Below are 21,689 nucleotides of genomic sequence, written 5' to 3'. Positions count from 1 at the left end.
GTGAAAATCCTCCCGATTTTTATTCGGGAGATTACTTCACCTAACAATTATTTTCATAGGAGTTCAATAAACTTCGTTTACAACGGACAGTCTGACCAATATTACAAATCAAAGTCTTTTTTAATTTCTTTGATCGCCTCTTTGACCTGATTCTTTACACTCTTAAAAGTTTCTTTGATATCTTTCTTCTTGCCTTCCGCTTTGGTCCAAGCTTCTACCTGAAGAATCTCTTCAAAAGCTACATTAAGTCCTAACAAATCAAGTGTAGGCTTGATTTTATGTGCGTATGCGTAAGCATGTTTGTGATCTTTCTTTTTTATTCCCTCTTTGATTTGCAATAAATCATCTGGAACTTCAGTAACGAACAAAGTCAAAATTTCATTTACAAATTCCGGATCGTTATCTGAAAGTGCGTACACTTTTGAAAGGTTGTAATTTATAGCCATTATTTTACTTGTATTCTAAATAGTTGTTGTCCTTCTAAAAAACCTTCTAAAACATCATCTGGCTTTACTGCCGCAACTCCTTCTGGAGTTCCCGTAAAAATAATGTCACCAATTTTTAACGTAAAAAACTGAGAAACATACGAAATCAGCTCATCAATTTTCCACAACATAAGACCCGAATTACTCATTTGCACGGTTTTACTATTATTGGTTAATTCAAAAGTAATATTTTCTAATGAACTAAATTGATTTTTCGGCAAAAATTCACCTATAACCGCCGAGCCGTCAAATGCTTTTGCTTTTTCCCAAGGCAACCCTTTTGCTTTTAATTTATCTTGTAAATCCCGAGCGGTAAAATCGATACCCACACTGATTTCGTCATAATATTTATGCGCAAACTTAGGCTCGATGTACTTCCCCACTTTACTTATCTTGACAATAATTTCAATTTCATGATGCACATCTTCCGAAAATTCCGGGATTACAAATGGGTGTTGTTTCAATAAAACTGCCGAATCCGGCTTCATGAAAACTACGGGTTCCGTGGGCCTTTCGTTTTGTAATTCCTCAATGTGATTGGTATAATTTCTACCGATGCAGATTATTTTCATAACTTGGATTCTGGGTTTTTGGTCTTGGTTTTTTGGTTTGAAAACATCTTAATTCCAATACCTAATTACCCAATTCCTTAATACCTATTTCGTATTCAGTTTTCTTAATTTTATTGCGGTTAAAACTTTTTTGGTGTACAACGGAAAATCAGCATTTTGAATCCAACTGAAATAACCGGGTTCTGTTTCTAAAATTTTATCCACTTTTACTCCTTTGTGTTTTCCAAAAGTAAAAATCTCTTCATTGTCTTTATCAAAAGCAATCATTCCGGCAAAATCAGCGATTTTCTTTCTTGTTGTAAACTCTGATAATAATTTCATGTCGTTTTCCAGTTCCGGATAACGGTCCAGTTGCGCTTTCAAAATTTCATAAGTCGCCATGGTATCTGCTTCTGCAGAATGCGCATTTTCAAGCGTTTTTCCACAATAAAATTTGTGTGCTGCACCCAATGTTCGTTCTTCCATTTTATGAAAAACGGTCTGCACATCTACTGAAACCCTACCTTTCATGTCAAAATCTACTCCGGCACGCAACATTTCTTCTGCCAATAACGGAATATCAAAACGATCCGAATTAAATCCAGCCAAATCACTGTCTTTAATCATATTATAAACCTGTGCAGCCAGTTCGTTAAAAGTAGGTTCATTTGCCACTTTTTCATCGGTGATACCATGAACAGCCGTTGTTTGCGGCGGAATTGGAATCGTTGGATTTACCAACCATGTTTTGCTTTCTTTATTTCCGTTTGGAAAAACTTTGAATATTGAGATTTCTACAATTCTATCTTTTCCGATATCAATTCCTGTGGTTTCAAGATCGAAAAAGCAAATTGGTTTATTGAGTTTGAGTTCCATTTTTAAATTTTGTGTGGATACAAATATAGAAATTTGGGTTTAATTTCGTTTAGACTTCAACATTTAAAGTTCCATAAAACCTCAAAAAAAGAAAACCCGATTGATTTTTAAAAATCAATCGGGTTTTTATTCTAATTATTAACTTTTAAACATCTCTGTTTACATCAAAAGCTTCTAAGTATTCAGCGACTCTTTTTACGAAACTACCTCCTAAAGCTCCATCTACCACTCTATGATCATAGCTGTGCGATAAGAACATTTTCTGACGAATCCCGATAAAATCTCCTTCAGGAGTTTCAATTACTGCCGGCATTTTACGGATTGCTCCAAGAGCCAAAATCCCAACTTGCGGCTGATTCAAAATCGGCGTACCAAAAACACTTCCAAAAGTTCCCACATTCGTAACCGTGTAGGTTCCGCCTTGTGTGTCGTCCGGTTTTAGTTTTCCAGCTTTTGCGCGACCTCCTAAATCGTTTACCGCTTTGGCCATTCCTACTAAATTCAATTGATCCGCGTTTTTAATAACAGGAACAATTAAGTTTCCGTTAGGTAACGAAGCCGCCATTCCAAGGTTGATATTCTTCTTCTTGATAATATAATCGCCATCAACAGAAATATTCATTCCCGGATAATCTTTTATCGCTTTCGCAACTGCTTCCATAAAAATTGGCGTGTACGTCAACTTCTCACCTTCTCTCTTTTCGAAAGCATTTTTATTTTTCTCTCTCCATTTCACAATATTCGTCACATCCACTTCAATGAATGATTGTACGTGAGCCGAAGTTTGTACCGAAGCGACCATGTAACCCGCAATTAACTTGCGCATTCTGTCCATTTCTATAATTTCATCACCACCACTTACAGATACCGGAGCTGCTTTTTGAGCCACTGGAGCTGATACTGGTTTTTGAACTGCAACAGGAGCCGAAACTACTGGTTGGCTTGTTCTATTTTTTACGTACTCTAAAATATCATTTTTAGTCACTCTTCCCTCTTTTCCTGTTCCAGAAATTGCTGCTAATTCTGCAACAGAAACCCCTTCTTCTTTGGCAATATTTTTCACCAATGGCGATAAGAATTTTTCAGAATCAGAGAAATCTACCGGAGCTGCAACACTTTCTTTGGCAGCATCCACTATTTTTGTCACTTCAGCAACTATCTCAGGAGCAACCGCTTCTTTAACAATTGACTCCAATTCTCCGCCTTCGGTTTCAATAATTGCGATAGTTTGACCCACTTGAACTAAATCATCTTTTCCAAACAATTGTTCGACCAAAATTCCAGAAACTTCACTTGGCACTTCACTGTCTACTTTATCAGTAGCAATTTCGAGAACTGCTTCATCCGCTTCAATTCTGTCTCCAACTTCTTTTAACCAGTTTGTAATGGTTGCTTCTGCAACGCTTTCTCCCATTTTAGGAAGTTTTAATTCAAATCTTGCCATATTGTTAACCTAAAAGGTGATATTAATTTTCAGTTTGCGAAATTACTAAATATTTCAAATATAAATTACATTAAATGTAATTTTTTACTCTATTTCTATAATCTCACCTCTCTCGTTACTATTGTTACTTCCTATTAAAAAATTAGCTGTTTTAGGAATAATTTTAAAGGTAAACCCTTTATTCCTTGAAGATTCGAGAATTGCGATACATTCTTTGAAAGAAATAAATTCATTATCCAGAATAATTTCAGTTCCCCTTCCACTTATTAGCGAATACGAAATTACCATTTTTTCTGTTTTTAAATCGTGAAACAGGACTTTTTTTTGCAAAACTAAACGGAGTTTATCCGCTAATTTCTCGTTATCCGAATACAATAGATATGATTTTGGCGCGATTTTTATTCCTGTCTTCCCTTGAAACATTTTTACCAAAGAAAAAAAGACAATTCCTATTTTCATAAAAAGCGAAAATAATAAAGATCCCGAACCGTCTGGATCAAAATGCTTTTTGTAAAAGAAATTCATCGCTTCCTGAAACCGCTTCATATACGTTTCGTCCTTAATGGTGCTTTCTCCTTTATAATGGATTACAGTCGTTTCATGGAAATAATAATTCGACTTTCCTTTTTGCAAAATCCGATACGACAAATCAATATCGTCAGAATACATGAAACAATCTTCATCAAATCCGCCCACTTCAAGATATAAATCCCTTTTGAGGAACATAAAAGCACCTACGAGAATATCTACTTTTCCAGTTTGGTTTTCGTTTAAATGTTGCGCGTAATACTTCCCGAATGTTCCAGAAAATAATTTGTATAAACCCGTAATTTTGGTAAAAGCAACCCAAGGTGTAGGAATACCTCGTTTACCTTCGGGCAGAAAATTCCCGGTTCCATCGATGAGTTTGCATCCCACGATTCCTAAATTATTCTTCTCGACTGCGCTCGAAGTGACAAAATTTAAAATTTTTATAAAGGTATCTTCGGCGACAACCGTATCTGGATTGAGAATGCAAATATATTCACCTTGCGCTTTTGCTACGCCAATGTTATTGCCTTTTGGAAAACCAAGATTCTCTTTGTTTTGAATGAGTTTGACGTTTGGAAAACGTTGTTTCATCATTTCACAGCTGTCATCGGAAGAATTATTATCGATGACAATGATTTCACCGTCAATGGTTTCTAAAGCACTTTGAACGCTTAAAACACATTGTTCCAGAAAAAACCGAACGTTGTAATTGAGGATGATGATGGATAGTTGCATTGAGCAAATATAATTAGAAAACTTGCCAATTAAAAAATTAGAAAATTATCTTAATAATTTTTTGAGAAGACTTGGATTTTGTTTGTTGTTCCAAAAAAGAAGCAAGTCAATTTGTTTTTTGTCCTTTAAAATAGTGTAGTATAACGTTGTTTGTTTTGAAATAACTAAAGAATAAATTTTACGTTTTGGACTATATCTTCCAATGGTTGGATTTTGACTCAAAGCATCAATAAAGCTGTAAACTAAATAGTGCAAATTTCTCAACTTCATTAGTATTCCATTTTCTTAAAATAAAATCAATTTCATCTAAAAAGGTCAATTCCGCTAAAGTTAACCAATGAATATAATACTTCATTAAGTGAGATTATATTTCTTTTTAATTTCAGCCATAACTTGTGAATGTGACTTACCAAGTCCTTGCTCACTTTGTTTTAATCCAATTTCAATCAGTTGCTTTACCTGTTCAGGAAGTTCATCCCAAAAGTCATCCTGATTTTCGGTTTCTAAATCCGTTTTTGATTGATATAAAACAGTTTCCTCCTCCACTGATGGGAGTTTTTCATTTGTTTTATATTTTTTTGAATTAGAATCCATTACACTTTTTTTTGAATATCAAATATACACTTTTTTTAGAGGATTAAAAACACAAAAACATATTATTACTTAGCCCCGATGGAAGGGAAAATCCTTTTTGTTCTTTCTTTAAGAACAAAAAGATTGGAATGACAGCGGGAACGATAGCCACAAATAAAACCAAATCTTTCGCTCCTAAAAAATAGGCTTCCTTTTTTAGTTTTAACATTACTTAAACCACAAAAACTTGAAACTTGATGTAAATGAATTACTTTTGCAAAAAAGTTATGTTTCGCAACGCAGGCATAGCTTTCAATTTATAACTCATATCTTACAAAGTGAATTACCTTTCTGTAGAAAATATCTCGAAATCTTTTGGTGAACGTACGTTGTTTAAAGACATCTCGTTTGGAATTAATAAAGATCAAAAAATTGCCTTCATAGCCAAAAACGGTTCTGGAAAAACGACTATTATGAGTATCATTAATGGTCTTGAAGAATCCGATACTGGTCAAGTTGTATTGAGAAAAGGCATCAAAATGGCGTTTCTTTCGCAAAACAATAATTTGCAGGAAGAATTGACGATTGAAGAAAGCATTTTCGCGTCGGATAATGAGACTTTGAAAGTGATTGAAGCGTATGAAAAAGCATTAGAAAATCCGGAAGATGAAGAAGCCTACCAAAAAGCTTTTGACGGAATGGATCAGCACAATGCGTGGGATTTTGAAACACAGTACAAGCAAATTTTGTTCAAGCTGAAGTTAGAAAATTTCAAACTGAAAGTAAAAAATCTTTCGGGTGGACAGAAAAAAAGATTGTCACTTGCTATCATTTTGATTAATCGTCCTGACTTATTGATTTTGGATGAACCTACGAATCACTTAGATTTAGAGATGATTGAATGGCTGGAAAGCTATTTTGCCAAAGAAAATATTACGTTGTTTATGGTGACACACGACCGTTTCTTCTTGGAGCGTGTTTGTAATGAAATCATCGAACTGGACAACGGAAAATTATACCAATACAAAGGAAATTATTCGTATTATTTAGAGAAAAAAGAGGAACGCATCGCATCCGAAAATTCGAGTGTAGATAAAGCGCAGAATCTTTTTGTGAAAGAACTGGAATGGATGCGCCGTCAACCAAAAGCGAGAACGACTAAGTCTAAATCGCGTCAGGATGATTTTTATGAAATCAAGGAAAAAGCACAAAGTCGCCGTCGTGAGAATAAAGTAGAGCTTGAAATTAATATGGAACGTATGGGAAGCAAGATTATCGAGCTTCACAAAATCTCCAAAAAGTTCAAGGATCATGTCATCATGGATAATTTCAGTTTTGATTTTCAACGTGGTGAACGCATTGGAATCATTGGAAAAAATGGAACCGGAAAATCGACTTTTTTGAATTTATTGACCGGAACTATTCCTCTTGATGGCGGAAAAGTGGTGATTGGCGAAACGATAAAAGTGGGTTACTACACGCAAAGCGGAATCAACCCAAAACCGGGTCAGCGTGTGATTGATGTGATTAAGGAATACGGAGAATTCATTCCGTTGATGAAAGGGAAATTGATTTCGGCTTCGCAATTGTTAGAGCGTTTCTTGTTTGACGCTAAAAAACAATATGATTTTGTCGATAGATTGAGCGGTGGAGAGTTGAAACGTTTGTACTTGTGTACGGTTTTGATTCAGAATCCGAACTTCTTGATTCTGGATGAGCCTACGAATGATTTGGATATCGTGACGCTGAATGTTTTGGAAAGCTTCCTTTTGGATTATCCGGGTTGTCTTTTAGTGGTTTCTCACGACAGGTATTTCATGGATAAAATTGTGGATCACTTATTCATTTTTAGAGGTGATGGTGTGGTCGAAGATTTTCCTGGAAACTATTCTGACTTTAGAGCCTACGAAGACAGTACTGATGTAGCTCAAAAAGAGGAAAACAAAGCCGAAAAGAAAGACTGGAAACAAAACAACCCAACTGGAAACCTGACGTTCAACGAGCAAAAAGAATTTCAAAAAACCGAGAAAGAAATCAAGGATTTAGAGATTCAGAAAGTAGCTATCGAACAATTATTTTCGGACGGTAAAATTGCCGAAGCTGACATTGAAAAGAAAGCGAATGAATTGAGAAACATCATCAATAAAATTGAAGAAAAAGAGGAAAGATGGTTTGAGCTGAGTGCGAAAATAGAAGGATAAAAGCCTCCTAACCCCCGAAGGGGAATAGAAGTAGATAATAATATTTTTTACAACCCCAATAGTTTTAGCGGTAACGTTGAAATGTTGGGGTTTGTTGTTTTCCGTAATAAAGTAAGAAAAATTATAAAATATATAGAATTCCATTGATAGTTTGTAGTTAATTTTACATATTTTTGAGAAAAATAAAGTTAACCGCTTGTCAAATTTTGCCACACAATTTTGGGTAGATTGAGTTTGTTGTATTAGAGCAGTATACAATTTGACGGTATTTCAACAGAAAAACCTGAACTAACATATGAAAAACATAGAAAACGAATTCAAATTTGAATATACTATCGACTATGATAAAGCAATAGTAGTTTCAGAGTTCACTAATGCGTTAAATGCTATTTCAAATCAATATGAAAAATTTCTTAATGACAAATATGGTTCTGAAAGGCCTGAAGCAGAATTATGTGTACAAAAAATAGAGAAAGGTAGTATTGTAACAACTTTAGTCGAATATTCATCATTTATTTTGCCGTTTATTGGTGATATAAATACGGTCTTTGAATTCGGTAAATACATAAAATCTACTTACGACTATCTTCTAAGTGGCAAAAAAGAACTTAACGAAGAAAAGCTAGACTTAAAAGACTTAAATAATTTTTTAAAAATAATTGAACCCGGCACACACACAAATAATAACGTTTTCATACAAATTAAAGGAAAAAATAACAACGTTGTTCTAAATCCTTTATCAGCAAATGAAACTGAGTCCCGAGCAATTAGAGATAAAATTAAAGAAGAAAAAAAAGAATTATCTCAAAAAGGAAAAAAAATAGAATATAAACAAGCATTATATCTAGAACAAATTAAAAGAAATTTAGATTCTAAAAAAGGGAATAAAGGAGTTATAAAAGAACTAAATGAAAATAGTTTAAATCTAATATGGGAAAATGAAGATGAAAAACAAGAAATGTTAAGCTGTGACGATAATCCCTTCAAGATGATTTTTATTGTAGATGTCGAAATCGTGGAAGTAAACTCAGAGACTAAACTTTATAAAATAATTAAAGTTCATGAAATTATAGAACCATAAAAAACTCCCGCTCTTCGAAGTATATAATAATTCTAGGTTTAGCTGCGTAATAGTCTCTGACTTTGCGCCCATATAATGAGCAAAAAACTTTTGCCTGACAATAAACAATAGCCACAACATACCAAACTATTTTAAAACTTGACTAAAAAATATAATTATGAGATGGACAATTTTGTTATCGGCAATACTATTATTCGCATGCAATAAGAAAGAAACTCAACGCACCACAGTTGCTAAGGATACCATAATGGAAATTCCTGAAACGACTAAAGTAGTAAAGGCTGAAAAGCCAGAAAATTTGGTTCCTAAGCAATATTCTAATGAACGTTTCAAAGAAGTAACTGTGGAACGGATGGATAAAAATAAATTTCGAGTACGCGGAAAAGGGCAAATATTTGAGGCAAATTTCAACTGGATTATTGAAGACGGACACGACGAATTAAAGACGGGGTTTCAGACGACTGATGCGGGAGCTCCCGAGTGGGGTAACTTTGGCTTTACAATTACTGTTGAGAAAAAACGAGAAAATTCTAAATTGACCCTCGTTTTGTTTGAATCAAGCGCTAAAGATGGTAGTCGCCAACATGAACTGCCAATTGTTCTTTTTTAAGTTTAGCCCGCTCTTAAAAGCTTGCAATAGTTCTTGATTAAGCTATGTAAATGTCTCTGACTTTGCGCGCAATAGTAGTGATAAAAAAACCACAACAAAATCTAATTCTGTTGTGGTTTTTTATTCTGTAAATCTGAAGTTTCTACCAAGGAATCGGATTGTAATCTTTCAAGAACTTTCCACACCAATGCTTTCCTGTATTGATTCCGTCAAACAATGGATCCATCACTCGTGCTGCACCATCCACAATATCTAATGGCGGCTGAAAATCTTCTTCTTCCTGTTTTCTTTTGGCTAATTCTGCGGGATCTTCGTCGGTTACCCAACCGGTGTCGACTGCATTCATAAAAATTCCGTCCTTTGCCAAAGTTCCTGAAGACGTATGCGTCAGCATATTCAAGGCGGCTTTGGCCATATTGGTATGCGGATGGCGGTCTTCCTTGAAAAAGCGATGAAACTTCCCTTCCATTGCCGAAACATTGATGATGTGTTTTTTTCCGGTGTTGTCTTTCTTCATCACTTCCGAAAGACGGTTACACAACACAAAAGGTGCTACCGAATTTACGAGTTGCACTTCAATCATTTCGGTGGTTTCTATTTGTCCCAAACGCAAACGCCAGCTGTTAGTTTTTCTCAAATCCACTTGCTGTAAATCGGCATCAAGTTCTCCTTCCGGAAAAACTTCGTTTGCCACCAATGCATTATCAAACGAATACGGAATCTGCGATAATTTGGCGGAAGCCCGCAACCCAATTCCAGGTTCTGGTCCGTGCCAAGTCACCGGCATATTCTGATTAGAGGAAGCGCCTGCTGTTAATACTTTTAATTCATCCAAACAATTGGTATGATCCAGCAATAATTCTTGTGCTTGTTTTGGCAAAGAACCGATGGAGCGTTCTTCGTTTTCCATCAAATGCGTGTAAAATCCCGCAGGACGTCTCACGGTTTGCGCCGCATTATTAATTAAAATATCCAAACGTTCGTACTTTTGCTCTATGAAATTGCAAAAAATCTCTACACTTGGAATATGTCGTAAATCCAATCCGTGAATTTTCAAGCGATGTCCCCAATCCATAAAATCGTCTTCCTTAGAAAAACGCAAAGCCGAATCCACCGGAAAACGAGTCGTAGCAATAACGGTTGCTCCACCACGCAATAGCATCAACGTAATGTGGTAGCCAATTTTTAAGCGAGAACCAGTAATAACAGCAACTTGTCCCTTTACATCGGCGGTTTGAAAACGTTTGGCATAATTAAAATCCCCACAATCGGTACACATCGTATCGTAAAAATGGTGCATTTTAGTAAACTCTGTTTTACACACATAACAGTTTCGTGGAGTTTCCAGTTCCAACTGCTCTTTGTGAAGGAGATCATGCGAAGCCAATAATTTGGGCGCCATAAAAATACTCGCTTCACGGGCATGCCGAATTCCAGTTTCCTTTCGGGCGGTTCGGTCCCGTTTTTCCATTTTGCGTTTGGCAGCCACTTTTCCGTCTTTTTTTCTACGGGAAAGTTCGTCACGGTCTGGTCTGGAAAACATTCCTGCGGCTTTGATTAAAGCCGTTCGTTGTTCTTTTGGGATATCAAATATTTGGTCGGTATCGGTATTTAATTGTGCCAAAATAGCGATGCATCGGTCAATTTCTTCCGAGCTTATCGCAGTTTTATGTTCTATCTGTTCAATCATTATCGTAAAAAATGGATATTATTCTTCTGCAAATTCCAAGGGCGCAAAGATAGGCTTTAAAGTGAATAGTGAGTGGTGAATAGGAATTATTCAAGCACTATACTTCTCACTATTCACTTCTAACTCCTTATGACTTTTTTGTATCTTCGCGCCTACTTTGCAACTATCTTTATGTTATTCCAAATAAAATCGTATTTACAATTCCTTTGGCACTCTAAGAATGAGCATGCCGTACATTCCCCATTTGTGTTTAGTTTGCTGACGAAATGTTTCTATGATAAAAAATCAAAACCGGAATATGCTGTTTTAAAAAAGTACAGAAATTCGCTTTTAGCAAACAATAATACAATTGAAGTAACTGATTTTGGTGCGGGTTCTAAAGTTTTCAAATCGAATAAAAGAATTATTGCCAAGATTGCTAAAACGGCTGGAATTTCTCCAAAACGAGCCGAATTATTATTTAGAATCACCAACTATTTTCAGCCCCAAAGTATTTTAGAAATTGGAACTTCGTTAGGATTGGCGACTTCGGCGCTTTCTTTAGGGAATTTAAAAGCAATAATTACAACGCTTGAAGGTTGCCCTAATACAATGGCAATTGCAAAAAGTCAATTACAATTGTTCCATTTTGATAATGTAAATCCAGTTGTAACCGAATTCAGTAGTTATTTAGATGACCTTCGACTTTCGACTTTCGACTTTAAACTCATTTACTTCGACGGAAACCACTCCAAGAAAGCGACTTTAGACTATTTCGAATTATTACTTCCTACAATTACGAACGAAACGGTTTGGATATTCGATGATATCCATTGGTCAGCAGAAATGGGAGAAGCTTGGAAAATCATCAAAAAACATCCAAAAGTGACGGTAACTATTGATACGTTTCAATGGGGATTGGTATTTTTCAGAAGAGAACAACCAAAAGAACATTTTGTGATTCGAATTTAGATTATGTACATTTAAACTCCAAAATAACACCTCATGGACGTCAAACAAATTTTCGAGAATAATCAGCACTGGATTGCCAAACAACTTCAATCTGACGAGAATTACTTTAAAAAACTATCCGAAGGACAATCCCCTGAATTTCTTTATATTGGTTGCTCTGACAGCCGTGTTTCTGCCGAAGAACTCATGGGCTTGCAACCAGGACAGGTTTTTGTACATCGAAACATTGCCAATATGGTTCCCAATACCGACCTGAATTCCATGTCCGTTATCAATTATGCCGTAGTACATCTAAAAGTAAATCATATTATCGTTTGCGGACATTATGGCTGTGGCGGTGTACATGCGGCTATGCAACAATCTGATTTGGGTATTTTGAATCCCTGGCTAAGAAACATTCGCGATGTGTACCGAATTCACAGGAAAGAACTGGACGCTATAGCAAATGAGGGAGAAAGATATAAAAGACTTGTGGAATTGAATGTACAGGAACAATGCATCAATATCATCAAAACTGCCGAGGTACAAAAAGCAAACAGCGAACGCGATTTGAAAGTTTATGGATGGATTTTTGACATTCATACCGGTACACTAATTGACCTAAAAATAAACTTTGATGAAATATTGAAGGATATCAAAGAAATTTATAAAATAGCAACATAATTAACTGCTCTTTTAAATGGAGTTTTAGCTGCAACGTAGGGGAACAGAATCTAATTCAGTTTTCGTAATCAATAATCAGGTGAATAGCATGCAAAAAAAATGACAGCCATTGCTGACTGTCATTTCTAACATTGAATTAATTATTCCTTATTCTTTAGCTCTTTTCATTTCTCCTGATTTTGCTCCCATTCTGTTCAATGTATACATCGGTGCAAATTTCAATTTTAAACTAGCAATTTTTCCGTTATCGTCACCTGAAAGTCCTTCTTTTTCAACAGTGTTTTTTCTGCTGTCAAGTGCTTCATACATCAATTTAATTTCATCCCAATCTTCACGAGAATAGGCATCTTTATTCGTTTCAACTGTACTAACAAATTGTTGATACACTCCAAGGATATTGTCTTTGTTTACCCAAGTAAAACTCATGTCATCCCCTATTTTTCCTTCACCAAACAAAGCATTTCTAAGTTGTTGTTTTGGGTTTGCAGCTACAGCAGCTTGAGCATTCTCTTGCATTTCAGCTTCATATTTAGCTTTCAAAGCTTCATATTTAGCAGTTGCAGCATCAAGACGTTCTTGCGCTTCTGCATTGTCTTTCATATTGGCTAAAGCTGCTTGAGCATCTCCGCTTCTTAATTGATACGTAGCTTCAATTCCTTGCCAGTTTGCTTTAGCATCCTCTGAAGCAACATTTCCTAATGAATCAACATACGTTACATATGTATCTACCGTTTTTTCTGCTTGTTCAGCTTTTTCATCCTTACAAGATGTAAATCCAATAGCGATTAATGCTATTCCTAATGCTAGTTTTGTATTTTTCATAATTTTGATTTTATTAATTATCTAAACAAATGTAAATAAAATTACAATATAATCAATAAACAACCAAAAATTATATAACTAATTTAAATAATTGTGAAATAAAAAACGTAAAAGTGTGAATTATATAAATTGATATTGAAATTATGTAAAATTTAAAACTTGGATTTAGTGTATAAAAAAAACCTTAAAATGAATGTTTTATGAAAACAAGCCAAAAATTAAAATTTGACGTTTAAAATTTGAAGCCCTTTAAGTTGTAACAAATTTAAAAAATAACTACTTATTAATAATTCAAAAGTCTTTTGTACTTTTAAAATCTAATTTAATAGGACCCTACGAACAGTCGAAGGTCAAAAATCATATATTCTAATGGCAAACCCGCTAATCAAAATAACCAATATCAAACGAGATTTTGTACTTGGAAATGAAATCGTTTATGTTCTCAAAGGCATTGATTTAGAAATAAATAAAGGCGAATATGTAGCATTAATGGGACCTTCAGGATCTGGAAAATCAACTTTAATGAATTTACTAGGCTGCTTAGACACGCCAACTTCCGGAAGTTACATTCTGAACGGAAAAGACGTCAGCCAGATGAAAGATGATGAATTAGCTGAAATTCGAAACAAAGAAATCGGATTCGTTTTCCAGACTTTCAACCTTTTACCCAGAACAACTGCCTTAGACAACGTGGCTTTGCCTATGATTTATGCCGGTTTTTCTAAATCCGACAGAAACAAACGCGCCACTGAAGTTCTAGAACAAGTAAATCTTGCCGACAGAATGGACCATCAGCCCAATCAACTTTCGGGAGGACAACGCCAGCGTGTGGCCATTGCCCGTGCTTTGGTCAACAAACCGTCCATCATTCTTGCCGATGAGCCTACCGGAAATCTGGACAGCAAAACATCGCTTGAAATCATGAAACTTTTTGGAGACATCCACGCCAATGGAAACACCGTGATTTTGGTAACACACGAGGAGGAAATCGCTGCTTATGCACACAGAATCATCCGCTTGCGTGACGGACTTATAGAAAGCGATACGACTAAATAGTTTTTTTTAGGAGCTATTTACGGCTATCCGCTTGTATCTCTTTCTTGTTATTCTTCCTTCGTCTGAATAACAAGAAAGAGGATACCGCTTGTATCCGGGCTAGGAAATCCCAATCATGATTGCGTTTAAAATCCCAAATAACACCTACCAAAAAATGAAAATCGCCATCCTTACCTGCGAAAAACTTCCCGATTTAAATCCCGAAGATCAAAAAATAATTCCGGCATTAGCCAAACATAATATAGAAGCCACCGCCGCAATTTGGAATGACAAAAGCATTAATTGGACTGATTTTGATTACTTGATTTTTCGCAATACTTGGGATTATTTTGAAAAAGAAACCGAGTTTAAAATTTGGCTTGACCAAATAGAGAAACTGGGAATCAAAACACTCAATCCTATTACAATAATCAAGCAAAACATCCATAAGTTTTACTTGCGTGAAATGGAACAGCAAGGAATTATCATTTTGCCAACCGTTTTTATTGACAAAACAGACCATCTTAATCTTGCAGAACTGATTCCTTCGCATTGGAAAAAAGCGGTTATAAAACCAGCATTTTCGGCAGGATCCTATCTTACCGAAGTTTTTGAAAAATCCGAAATCCAAGCAATAAGTGAGAAATATAAAAGCATCGCTGCTGAAAAAGAGTTGCTTTTACAGGAATTCATGCCTGAGATTCAAACATTAGGAGAAACCTCTTTTATCTTTTTCAATAAAAAATTCTCCCACGCGGTCAACAAAAAACCCGTTGATGGTGATTTTAGAGTACAATCACTTTTTGGAGGAAAATACACTTTGGTTCATCCAAGTTCAGAAATGATTCAGAAAGCCCAAAAAATTGTCGACACTTTTAAGGAAAACCTATTATATGCTCGTGTAGATGGAATTCTTATTGACGACGAACTTTATTTAATGGAAATTGAATGCATTGAACCCGATTTATATTTCAATCTGAGTGAAAACGCAATGGAACGATTTGTTGCGGAAATAGTGGAATTAATACGCTAAATTTGTTTTTTTAAATAAAATAAACGGTAGATGAAAGTATATACAAAGACTGGAGACAAAGGAACAACGGCACTTTTTGGCGGAACCAGAGTCCCAAAAGACCATGCCCGAATTGAAAGTTACGGAACTGTTGACGAATTGAATTCTCATATTGGTCTCATTCGCGATCAGGAAATGAACAGTCATTACAAAGAAATTCTTATCGAAATTCAAGATCGTTTGTTTACTGTTGGTGCTATTTTGGCAACGCCACCTGAAAAAGAAGTAATGAAAAACGGAGAACTTCGTTTGAAAAAGTTAGGAATTATAGAATCGGATATAGAATTATTGGAAAATGAAATTGACGCTATGGAAGAAGCATTACCGCCAATGACTCATTTTGTACTTCCTGGCGGACATACAACTGTGTCATATTGTCATATTGCGCGTTGTGTTTGTCGCAGAGCAGAGCGTTTAGCGGTCCATTTAAGCCACAATGAACCCGTTGCTGAAATCGCAATCAAGTACTTAAACCGACTTTCTGACTACCTTTTTGTGTTGGCACGAAAGTTGTCTCATGACTTGAACGCTGCCGAAGTTCAATGGATTCCAAGGAAGTAGTTGGCAGTTTACAGTTGTAAGTTTACAGTTAAAAGCTGAACACTAAATACCGAATACTGATCACTAAATAAAACGTTCTTAACTTTAACTAAAAATAAATGATTTTTTACTTGTCTTTTTCAGTAAAAAATTTATTTTTGCACAAAACTAAATCGACAACACATGTATTGGACATTAGAATTAGCATCTTATTTAAGCGATGCACCGTGGCCTGCTAACAAAGACGAACTTATTGACTACGCTATTAGAGCAGGAGCTCCATTAGAAGTAGTAGAAAACCTTCAATCTATAGAGGATGAAGGCGAGATATATGAATCAATGGAAGAAATTTGGCCAGATTATCCTACTGACGAAGATTATCTTTGGAATGAGGATGAATATTAAAAGGTAAACCAAAAAAAAGTCTCAAAAGAGGCTTTTTTTTGGTTTAAATTTACAGAAGTACACAATTAGAAATAAAAACATATCATGAGTTTCATAAACAGTATCATTAAAGTCTTTGTTGGCGATAAGTCACAAAAAGATGTCAAAGCTTTACAACCTTATCTTAATAAAATAAAAACTTTTGAGGAACCACTAAAGGCATTATCCCATGATGAACTCAGAGGTCGAACGATCTTTTTTAAAGACAAAATAAAACAAGCTCGTTCAGAAAAAGACGCGAAAATCGCAGCTCTGAAACAAGAGGTGGAAAGCATTGTAGATATTGACAAAAGAGAAGATATTTATGTCGCTATTGACGCCCTTGAAAAAGAAGCTTACGATATCTCTGAAAAAACATTGATGGAAATTCTTCCGGAAGCTTTTGCAGTGGTAAAAGAAACAGCAAGACGTTTCAAAGACAACTCTCAAATAGTGGTAACGGCAACGGCAAAAGACCGTGAACTTTCAGCAACTAAAAGTTATATCACTTTGGATGGTGATACTGCGATTTGGGCAAATTCATGGAGTGCTGCAGGGAAAGAAATTACTTGGGACATGATTCACTATGACGTACAATTAATTGGCGGAATGGTTTTGCATGAAGGAAAAGTAGCTGAAATGCAAACCGGTGAAGGAAAAACATTAGTGGCTACTTTACCACTTTACTTAAATGCGTTGACTGGAAAAGGGGTACATTTAGTAACTGTGAATGATTATTTGGCAAAAAGAGATAGTACTTGGAAAGCGCCATTATTCGAATTTCATGGTATGACTGTTGAATGTATTGACAATTACCAACCAAGTTCAGAAGGAAGAAAAAAAGCATACGACGCTGATATCACTTACGGAACCAATAATGAATTTGGTTTTGACTACTTAAGAGATAACATGGCACATTCGCCAGAAGATTTAGTGCAAAGAAAACACAATTACGCCATTGTCGATGAGGTCGATTCTGTTTTGATTGATGATGCCAGAACACCATTGATTATTTCAGGTCCGGTTCCGCAAGGAGATCGTCATGAATTCATGGAAATGAAACCAAAAATTGAAAACTTAGTTAGTTTACAACGTCAATTGGCGAACGGTTTCTTGTCAGAGGCAAAAAAATTAATCAAAGAAGGAAATACCAAAGAAGGTGGATTCCAATTATTAAGAGCTTACAGAGCATTACCAAAAAACAAAGCATTAATTAAATTTTTGAGTGAAGAAGGAATCAAACAATTACTTCAGAAAACAGAAAATCAATACATGCAGGATAACAAAAGAGAAATGCACAAGATTGATGAGGCATTGTATTTTGTTATTGAAGAAAAAAATAATCAGGTAGAATTGTCTGACAACGGAATTAAATACCTTTCTGGAGATACCGACTCTGACTTTTTTGTACTTCCGGACATTGGAACTGAAATTGCCGCTATCGAAAAGAAAAAATTAGACAAAGACGCTGAAGCAGAAGAAAAAGAACAATTGTTTCAAGATTTTGGTATAAAAAGTGAGCGTATTCATACCTTGACACAACTTTTGAAAGCCTACACTTTATTCGAAAAAGATGTAGAGTATGTAATCATGGATAACAAAATCATGATTGTTGATGAGCAAACCGGTCGTATCATGGACGGTCGTCGTTATTCTGACGGATTGCACCAAGCGATTGAAGCCAAAGAAAATGTAAAAATCGAAGCCGCTACACAAACATTTGCAACAGTTACGTTACAGAATTATTTCAGAATGTACAACAAACTGGGAGGAATGACTGGAACAGCCTCTACTGAAGCAGGTGAGCTATGGCAAATATATAAACTGGACGTTGTAGAAATTCCTACCAACAGAGGAATGGCCAGAAAAGACAAAGAGGATTTTATTTATAAAACGACTCGTGAAAAATTCAATGCCGTTATCGAAGACGTAACTGAATTATCTAAAGCAGGAAGACCAGTTCTTATTGGTACCACTTCTGTAGAGATTTCAGAATTATTAAGCCGAATGTTGAAAATGAGAGGCGTTGCACACAATGTCTTGAATGCAAAAATGCACAAACAAGAAGCACAAATTGTTGAAGAAGCTGGAAAACCTGGAGTGGTAACTATTGCAACCAACATGGCTGGTCGTGGTACCGATATTAAATTATCTGCCGAAGTAAAAGCCGCTGGTGGATTAGCAATTGTAGGAACAGAACGTCATGACTCCCGTCGTGTGGATCGTCAGTTACGTGGTCGTGCAGGACGTCAAGGTGATCCGGGAAGTTCTCAGTTTTATGTTTCTCTTGAAGACAACCTAATGCGTTTGTTTGGTTCCGAAAGAGTGGCTAAAGTGATGGACAGAATGGGATTGCAGGAAGGTGAAGTGATTCAGCATTCCATGATGACTAAATCTATCGAACGTGCTCAGAAAAAAGTAGAAGAAAACAACTTTGGTGTTCGTAAACGTTTATTGGAATATGATGACGTTATGAACGCACAACGTGAAGTAGTGTACAAACGTCGTCGTCATGCATTGTTTGGAGAGCGATTGAAATTGGATATTGCAAACATGCTTTACGATACTTGTGAATTGATCGTTGATCAAAACAAAGCATCAAATAATTTCAAAAACTTTGAATTCGAATTAATTCGTTATTTCTCTATTACTTCACCAGTTACTGAAAGTGAATTCAGTAAATTGAGTGAAATGGAATTAACCGGTAAAATATACAAAGCTACGCTGGAATATTATACGGAGAAAACCGAAAGAAGTGCCAGAGAAGCATTCCCAATCATAAAAAGTGTTTACGAAGATAAAAACAACCAATTTGAACGTATTGTAGTTCCTTTTACAGATGGAATCAAATCGTTGAATGTGGTTACTGATTTGAAAAAAGCCTACGAAACTGAGGGAGCTCAACTGGTGGCTGATTTCGAAAAAAACATCACTTTATCTATTGTAGATGAAGCTTGGAAGAAACACTTACGCAAAATGGATGAGTTGAAACAATCCGTTCAACTTGCCGTTCACGAACAAAAAGATCCATTACTTATTTACAAACTGGAAGCGTTCAATTTGTTTAGAGCAATGATTGACAATGTAAATAAAGAAGTGATTTCATTCTTGTTCAAAGGTGATTTACCAGCTCAGGAAAACCAACAAATTCAAGAAGCGAAAGAAGTTGCTCCGGTAGAAGATTACACGACTTCAAAAGATGAAATCGTAAGTAGCGAAGCTGCAAACCGTGAAGCTGGCCAAACGCAACAACGTCAAGTTACCGAAACTATCGTGAGAGATATGCCAAAAATTAATCGTAATGATAACGTAACGATTCAAAACGTGGCCAACGGACAAATACAAGAAATGAAATACAAAAAAGCCGAAAGCTTAATCGCTTCTGGACAATGGGTTATCGTGAACTAATAACCGTTTCGATTCCTTAAAATTAAATTCCTCAATTACGAAAGTAGTTGGGGAATTTTTTTATGCTGAATTTTTATCCTGAATTTATTTCAGGATCTCATTCTCAGGATTTATCCTCAATTCTTTTTCAGGATTTATTCTGAATTTATTTCAGAAGCCATTCCCGCCTTACGCTACAAGCTATTTGGTTTCAAACCCTTTTTCTAGCCGCTGGCAGGAGCTTATTTTAGTCGCTCTGCCACCACCAGAAAAAAGTTGTTTTCAACCAGCATAGGCTTTCCGCTGCTGTCGGGGCTAGGGATTTGAGGTAAATAACTCCGTTTACGTTTTCCCATAATAATCCTACAAGTAAAGAGTATATCTTCGAAAAAAATGAATAGCTGCTTTATTTTCATAAGTATTTTCAGCGATTTATTTATATATTTGAAAATAAATAAAATCTGATGTTTATTAGACCTATCAAACCAATTATGATGTGATAAGCCTTATAACGTTAGACCTATATATTAGTTGTGCGTAATTTAAATGAAAATCACGATAAAAATGGACGCTAAAGTTGAAAAATATAAAGAAATAGCTTTAAGAATTTTATCACCGATTAAGTTAATAGATGACAAAACAAAAGCCGATAAAAACTTTATATTTTCAGCAAAAAGATGTCCAACCATAAATAGACTTCCGGACTATTATTTAGTATATTTTTTGTTTGCAGATTTATTAAAATACAAAGACTTAGGCAAATTCGAAAAAATAGCTTGGTCTTTTCCTATTGAATACAATGGAAAAGCATTTTTAATTGAATATAGAAAATTTGGAATTGGTATTTTTGTAAATGAGATTGAAAAAGACCAAGTTGAAGCAAATGAAATTGTAAACAAAATCATCAGAGCGGTTAAAGCGGTTAAATTGTATTATAACTATGTAGCAGGAGAAGGTGTAAAAAAATCTGAAATTAATGTAAATAATTTTAATTTTGATTTATTAGAAAGGTTTAATTATTTAAAAGATTCTTAAAAAAATCAATATTCTAAGTACGAGAAAAATAAAGGGAAGACTAAAACCGAAAATTTAACAAATGGTGGAAAAATAGTAAGTAGATTAGATTATAAATTTTTAAAAAACTCTAACCATCTTGCTATATCGACAATAGAAGCTTTCTTTAGTTGGACAGAACATCTTTTTATTCATATTTCTATAATTGCTCAAAATATTTCAGACGGAGAACAAATTTCAAAATTAATCGAAGCTGAATGGAAAACTAAATTTACTACTGCAATTCCTTTATCAAATAAAGAAGAAAATAAGTTTTATAATGAACTTTTATTAGTAAGACAACAAATGAGAAACTTTGTTGCACACGGAGCTTTTGGAAAAAACGGAAATGCATTTCAATTTCATTCAAAAACTTGCGCAGTTCCTGTATTAATGAGACACGATAAGATTAAAAATAAATTTGATTTTCAAGGAAATTTAAACTTCAATAATGAAGAAGTTATCAAGTTAATCGAAAATTTTATTGATTATTTATGGAATAGTAAATACAAAACTGTGATGCTCTATACTCAAGAATATTATTTACCAACAATTGTAACTCTAGCGAAAAATGGAGTTTATAAAGAAGCTATTAAAAGTATGGAAAATATGGAAAAATTTGTAGAAAGACTTTCAAATCAACTAGATAATTCCGCAAATATGGATTGGTAATAAACTACGCTCAATAGCCGTTTGGTAAGATTGCGAATTTAGTGATAAATTCACGTTTAAGTTTCGCAAGAAATTTTACCAGCTCCGCAAAACAATCCTAAAAACAAATAATTTTTTCCTAAATGCTGCGCAAATGTCTCTGACTTTGCGCAATTTTAAGAATCTGTGTCCATAGCGAAACGCACTTAATGAAAAGAAAATACTAAATCCCCTCACAAGACAAGATAATCCCCATAAACGTTTAAAATACTGCAAACTACTTTAAACAACAAAGGAGGTAGAACAGCCATTAGT

The 21,689-nt window shown here is 35.1% G+C and carries 20 protein-coding genes; 12 read left to right on the top strand and 8 right to left on the bottom strand.

Annotated features, from left to right (window positions below; genetic code table 11):
- Positions 1–101: 101 nt before the first annotated feature.
- The 6 genes from BMX64_RS04910 to BMX64_RS04880 form a co-directional block, all read right to left on the bottom strand.
- Complete coding sequence (locus BMX64_RS04910; RefSeq protein WP_091166745.1) at positions 102–446, bottom strand: Hpt domain-containing protein; 345 nt, start codon at positions 444–446, stop codon at positions 102–104.
- Entirely contained in the window at positions 446–1,057 is a 612-nt protein-coding gene (locus BMX64_RS04905; protein ID WP_091166743.1) for a fumarylacetoacetate hydrolase family protein, read from the bottom strand. The genes BMX64_RS04910 and BMX64_RS04905 overlap by 1 nt, the downstream gene beginning before the upstream one ends.
- Before the next feature lie 84 nt (positions 1,058–1,141).
- Complete coding sequence (locus BMX64_RS04900) at positions 1,142–1,912, bottom strand: 3'-5' exonuclease (protein ID WP_091166741.1); 771 nt, start codon at positions 1,910–1,912, stop codon at positions 1,142–1,144.
- Positions 1,913–2,057: 145 nt separating this feature from the next.
- Positions 2,058–3,356 carry a dihydrolipoamide acetyltransferase family protein gene (locus BMX64_RS04895; protein WP_091166738.1) on the bottom strand — a complete coding sequence of 433 codons (1,299 nt, stop codon included), beginning with the start codon at positions 3,354–3,356 and terminating at the stop codon, positions 2,058–2,060.
- A gap of 84 nt (positions 3,357–3,440) precedes the next feature.
- Positions 3,441–4,622, bottom strand: a complete 1,182-nt coding sequence (locus BMX64_RS04890; RefSeq protein WP_091166736.1) for a glycosyltransferase family 2 protein — start codon at positions 4,620–4,622, stop codon at positions 3,441–3,443.
- 354 nt (positions 4,623–4,976) lie between these two features.
- The gene (locus BMX64_RS04880; protein ID WP_091166732.1) at positions 4,977–5,216 is read right to left on the bottom strand and encodes a hypothetical protein; all 240 of its coding nucleotides are present in this window, start codon (positions 5,214–5,216) and stop codon (positions 4,977–4,979) included.
- A 317-nt stretch (positions 5,217–5,533) separates the two neighbouring features.
- Between BMX64_RS04880 and BMX64_RS04875 the strand changes: the two genes are divergently transcribed.
- From BMX64_RS04875 to BMX64_RS04865, 3 genes are all read left to right on the top strand, one after another.
- A complete protein-coding gene (locus BMX64_RS04875) occupies positions 5,534–7,396 on the top strand; it encodes an ABC-F family ATP-binding cassette domain-containing protein (protein ID WP_091166731.1) in 1,863 nt (620 codons plus the stop codon).
- A 295-nt stretch (positions 7,397–7,691) separates the two neighbouring features.
- Positions 7,692–8,477, top strand: a complete 786-nt coding sequence (locus tag BMX64_RS04870; protein ID WP_091166728.1) for a hypothetical protein — start codon at positions 7,692–7,694, stop codon at positions 8,475–8,477.
- Positions 8,478–8,634: 157 nt separating this feature from the next.
- A complete protein-coding gene (locus BMX64_RS04865; RefSeq protein WP_091166726.1) occupies positions 8,635–9,087 on the top strand; it encodes a Gmad2 immunoglobulin-like domain-containing protein in 453 nt (150 codons plus the stop codon).
- Positions 9,088–9,229: 142 nt separating this feature from the next.
- On the opposite strand, the gene BMX64_RS04860 is transcribed toward BMX64_RS04865, so the two are convergent.
- Positions 9,230–10,777 carry an SDR family NAD(P)-dependent oxidoreductase gene (locus BMX64_RS04860; protein WP_091166724.1) on the bottom strand — a complete coding sequence of 516 codons (1,548 nt, stop codon included), beginning with the start codon at positions 10,775–10,777 and terminating at the stop codon, positions 9,230–9,232.
- Positions 10,778–10,948: 171 nt separating this feature from the next.
- On the opposite strand from BMX64_RS04860, the gene BMX64_RS04855 reads away from it, so the two are divergent.
- Together BMX64_RS04855 and BMX64_RS04850 are read left to right on the top strand one after the other, a co-directional pair.
- On the top strand, positions 10,949–11,728 hold the full coding sequence (locus BMX64_RS04855; RefSeq protein WP_091166722.1) for an O-methyltransferase: 780 nt from the start codon (positions 10,949–10,951) through the stop codon (positions 11,726–11,728).
- Between the two features lie 33 nt (positions 11,729–11,761).
- The gene (locus BMX64_RS04850) at positions 11,762–12,391 is read left to right on the top strand and encodes a carbonic anhydrase (RefSeq protein WP_091166720.1); all 630 of its coding nucleotides are present in this window, start codon (positions 11,762–11,764) and stop codon (positions 12,389–12,391) included.
- 147 nt (positions 12,392–12,538) lie between these two features.
- Here BMX64_RS04850 and BMX64_RS04845 read toward each other — a convergent pair whose 3' ends face one another.
- The gene (locus BMX64_RS04845) at positions 12,539–13,213 is read right to left on the bottom strand and encodes a hypothetical protein (protein WP_091166717.1); all 675 of its coding nucleotides are present in this window, start codon (positions 13,211–13,213) and stop codon (positions 12,539–12,541) included.
- 369 nt (positions 13,214–13,582) lie between these two features.
- Here BMX64_RS04845 and BMX64_RS04840 point away from each other — a divergent pair, with 369 nt between their 5' ends.
- The 7 genes from BMX64_RS04840 (at position 13,583) to BMX64_RS04810 (ending at position 21,395) form a co-directional block, all read left to right on the top strand.
- On the top strand, positions 13,583–14,269 hold the full coding sequence (locus BMX64_RS04840; protein ID WP_091166715.1) for an ABC transporter ATP-binding protein: 687 nt from the start codon (positions 13,583–13,585) through the stop codon (positions 14,267–14,269).
- A gap of 154 nt (positions 14,270–14,423) precedes the next feature.
- Positions 14,424–15,281, top strand: coding sequence for an ATP-grasp domain-containing protein (locus BMX64_RS04835; RefSeq protein ID WP_091168984.1), 858 nt, complete (start codon positions 14,424–14,426; stop codon positions 15,279–15,281).
- Between the two features lie 30 nt (positions 15,282–15,311).
- Positions 15,312–15,881: a cob(I)yrinic acid a,c-diamide adenosyltransferase gene (locus tag BMX64_RS04830; protein ID WP_091166713.1), complete on the top strand. Its 570-nt coding sequence runs from the start codon at positions 15,312–15,314 to the stop codon at positions 15,879–15,881.
- A 162-nt stretch (positions 15,882–16,043) separates the two neighbouring features.
- Positions 16,044–16,265: a DUF2795 domain-containing protein gene (locus tag BMX64_RS04825; RefSeq protein WP_007138072.1), complete on the top strand. Its 222-nt coding sequence runs from the start codon at positions 16,044–16,046 to the stop codon at positions 16,263–16,265.
- A gap of 84 nt (positions 16,266–16,349) precedes the next feature.
- The gene (gene secA, locus BMX64_RS04820; protein WP_091166711.1) at positions 16,350–19,691 is read left to right on the top strand and encodes a preprotein translocase subunit SecA; all 3,342 of its coding nucleotides are present in this window, start codon (positions 16,350–16,352) and stop codon (positions 19,689–19,691) included.
- Positions 19,692–20,234: 543 nt separating this feature from the next.
- Entirely contained in the window at positions 20,235–20,705 is a 471-nt protein-coding gene (locus BMX64_RS04815; protein ID WP_091166709.1) for a hypothetical protein, read from the top strand.
- 324 nt (positions 20,706–21,029) lie between these two features.
- Positions 21,030–21,395 (top strand): hypothetical protein, encoded by a 366-nt coding sequence (locus BMX64_RS04810; RefSeq protein WP_091166707.1) that lies wholly within the window; start codon positions 21,030–21,032, stop codon positions 21,393–21,395.
- Positions 21,396–21,689: the final 294 nt, after the last annotated feature.

Origin of the sequence: Flavobacterium sinopsychrotolerans (assembly GCF_900110375.1) — a bacterium.
In the GTDB taxonomy this organism is placed as follows: Bacteria; Bacteroidota; Bacteroidia; order Flavobacteriales; family Flavobacteriaceae; genus Flavobacterium; species Flavobacterium sinopsychrotolerans.
The sequence above is the reverse complement of the archived record's forward strand: the minus strand, read 5'-3'. Positions and strand labels throughout refer to the sequence as shown.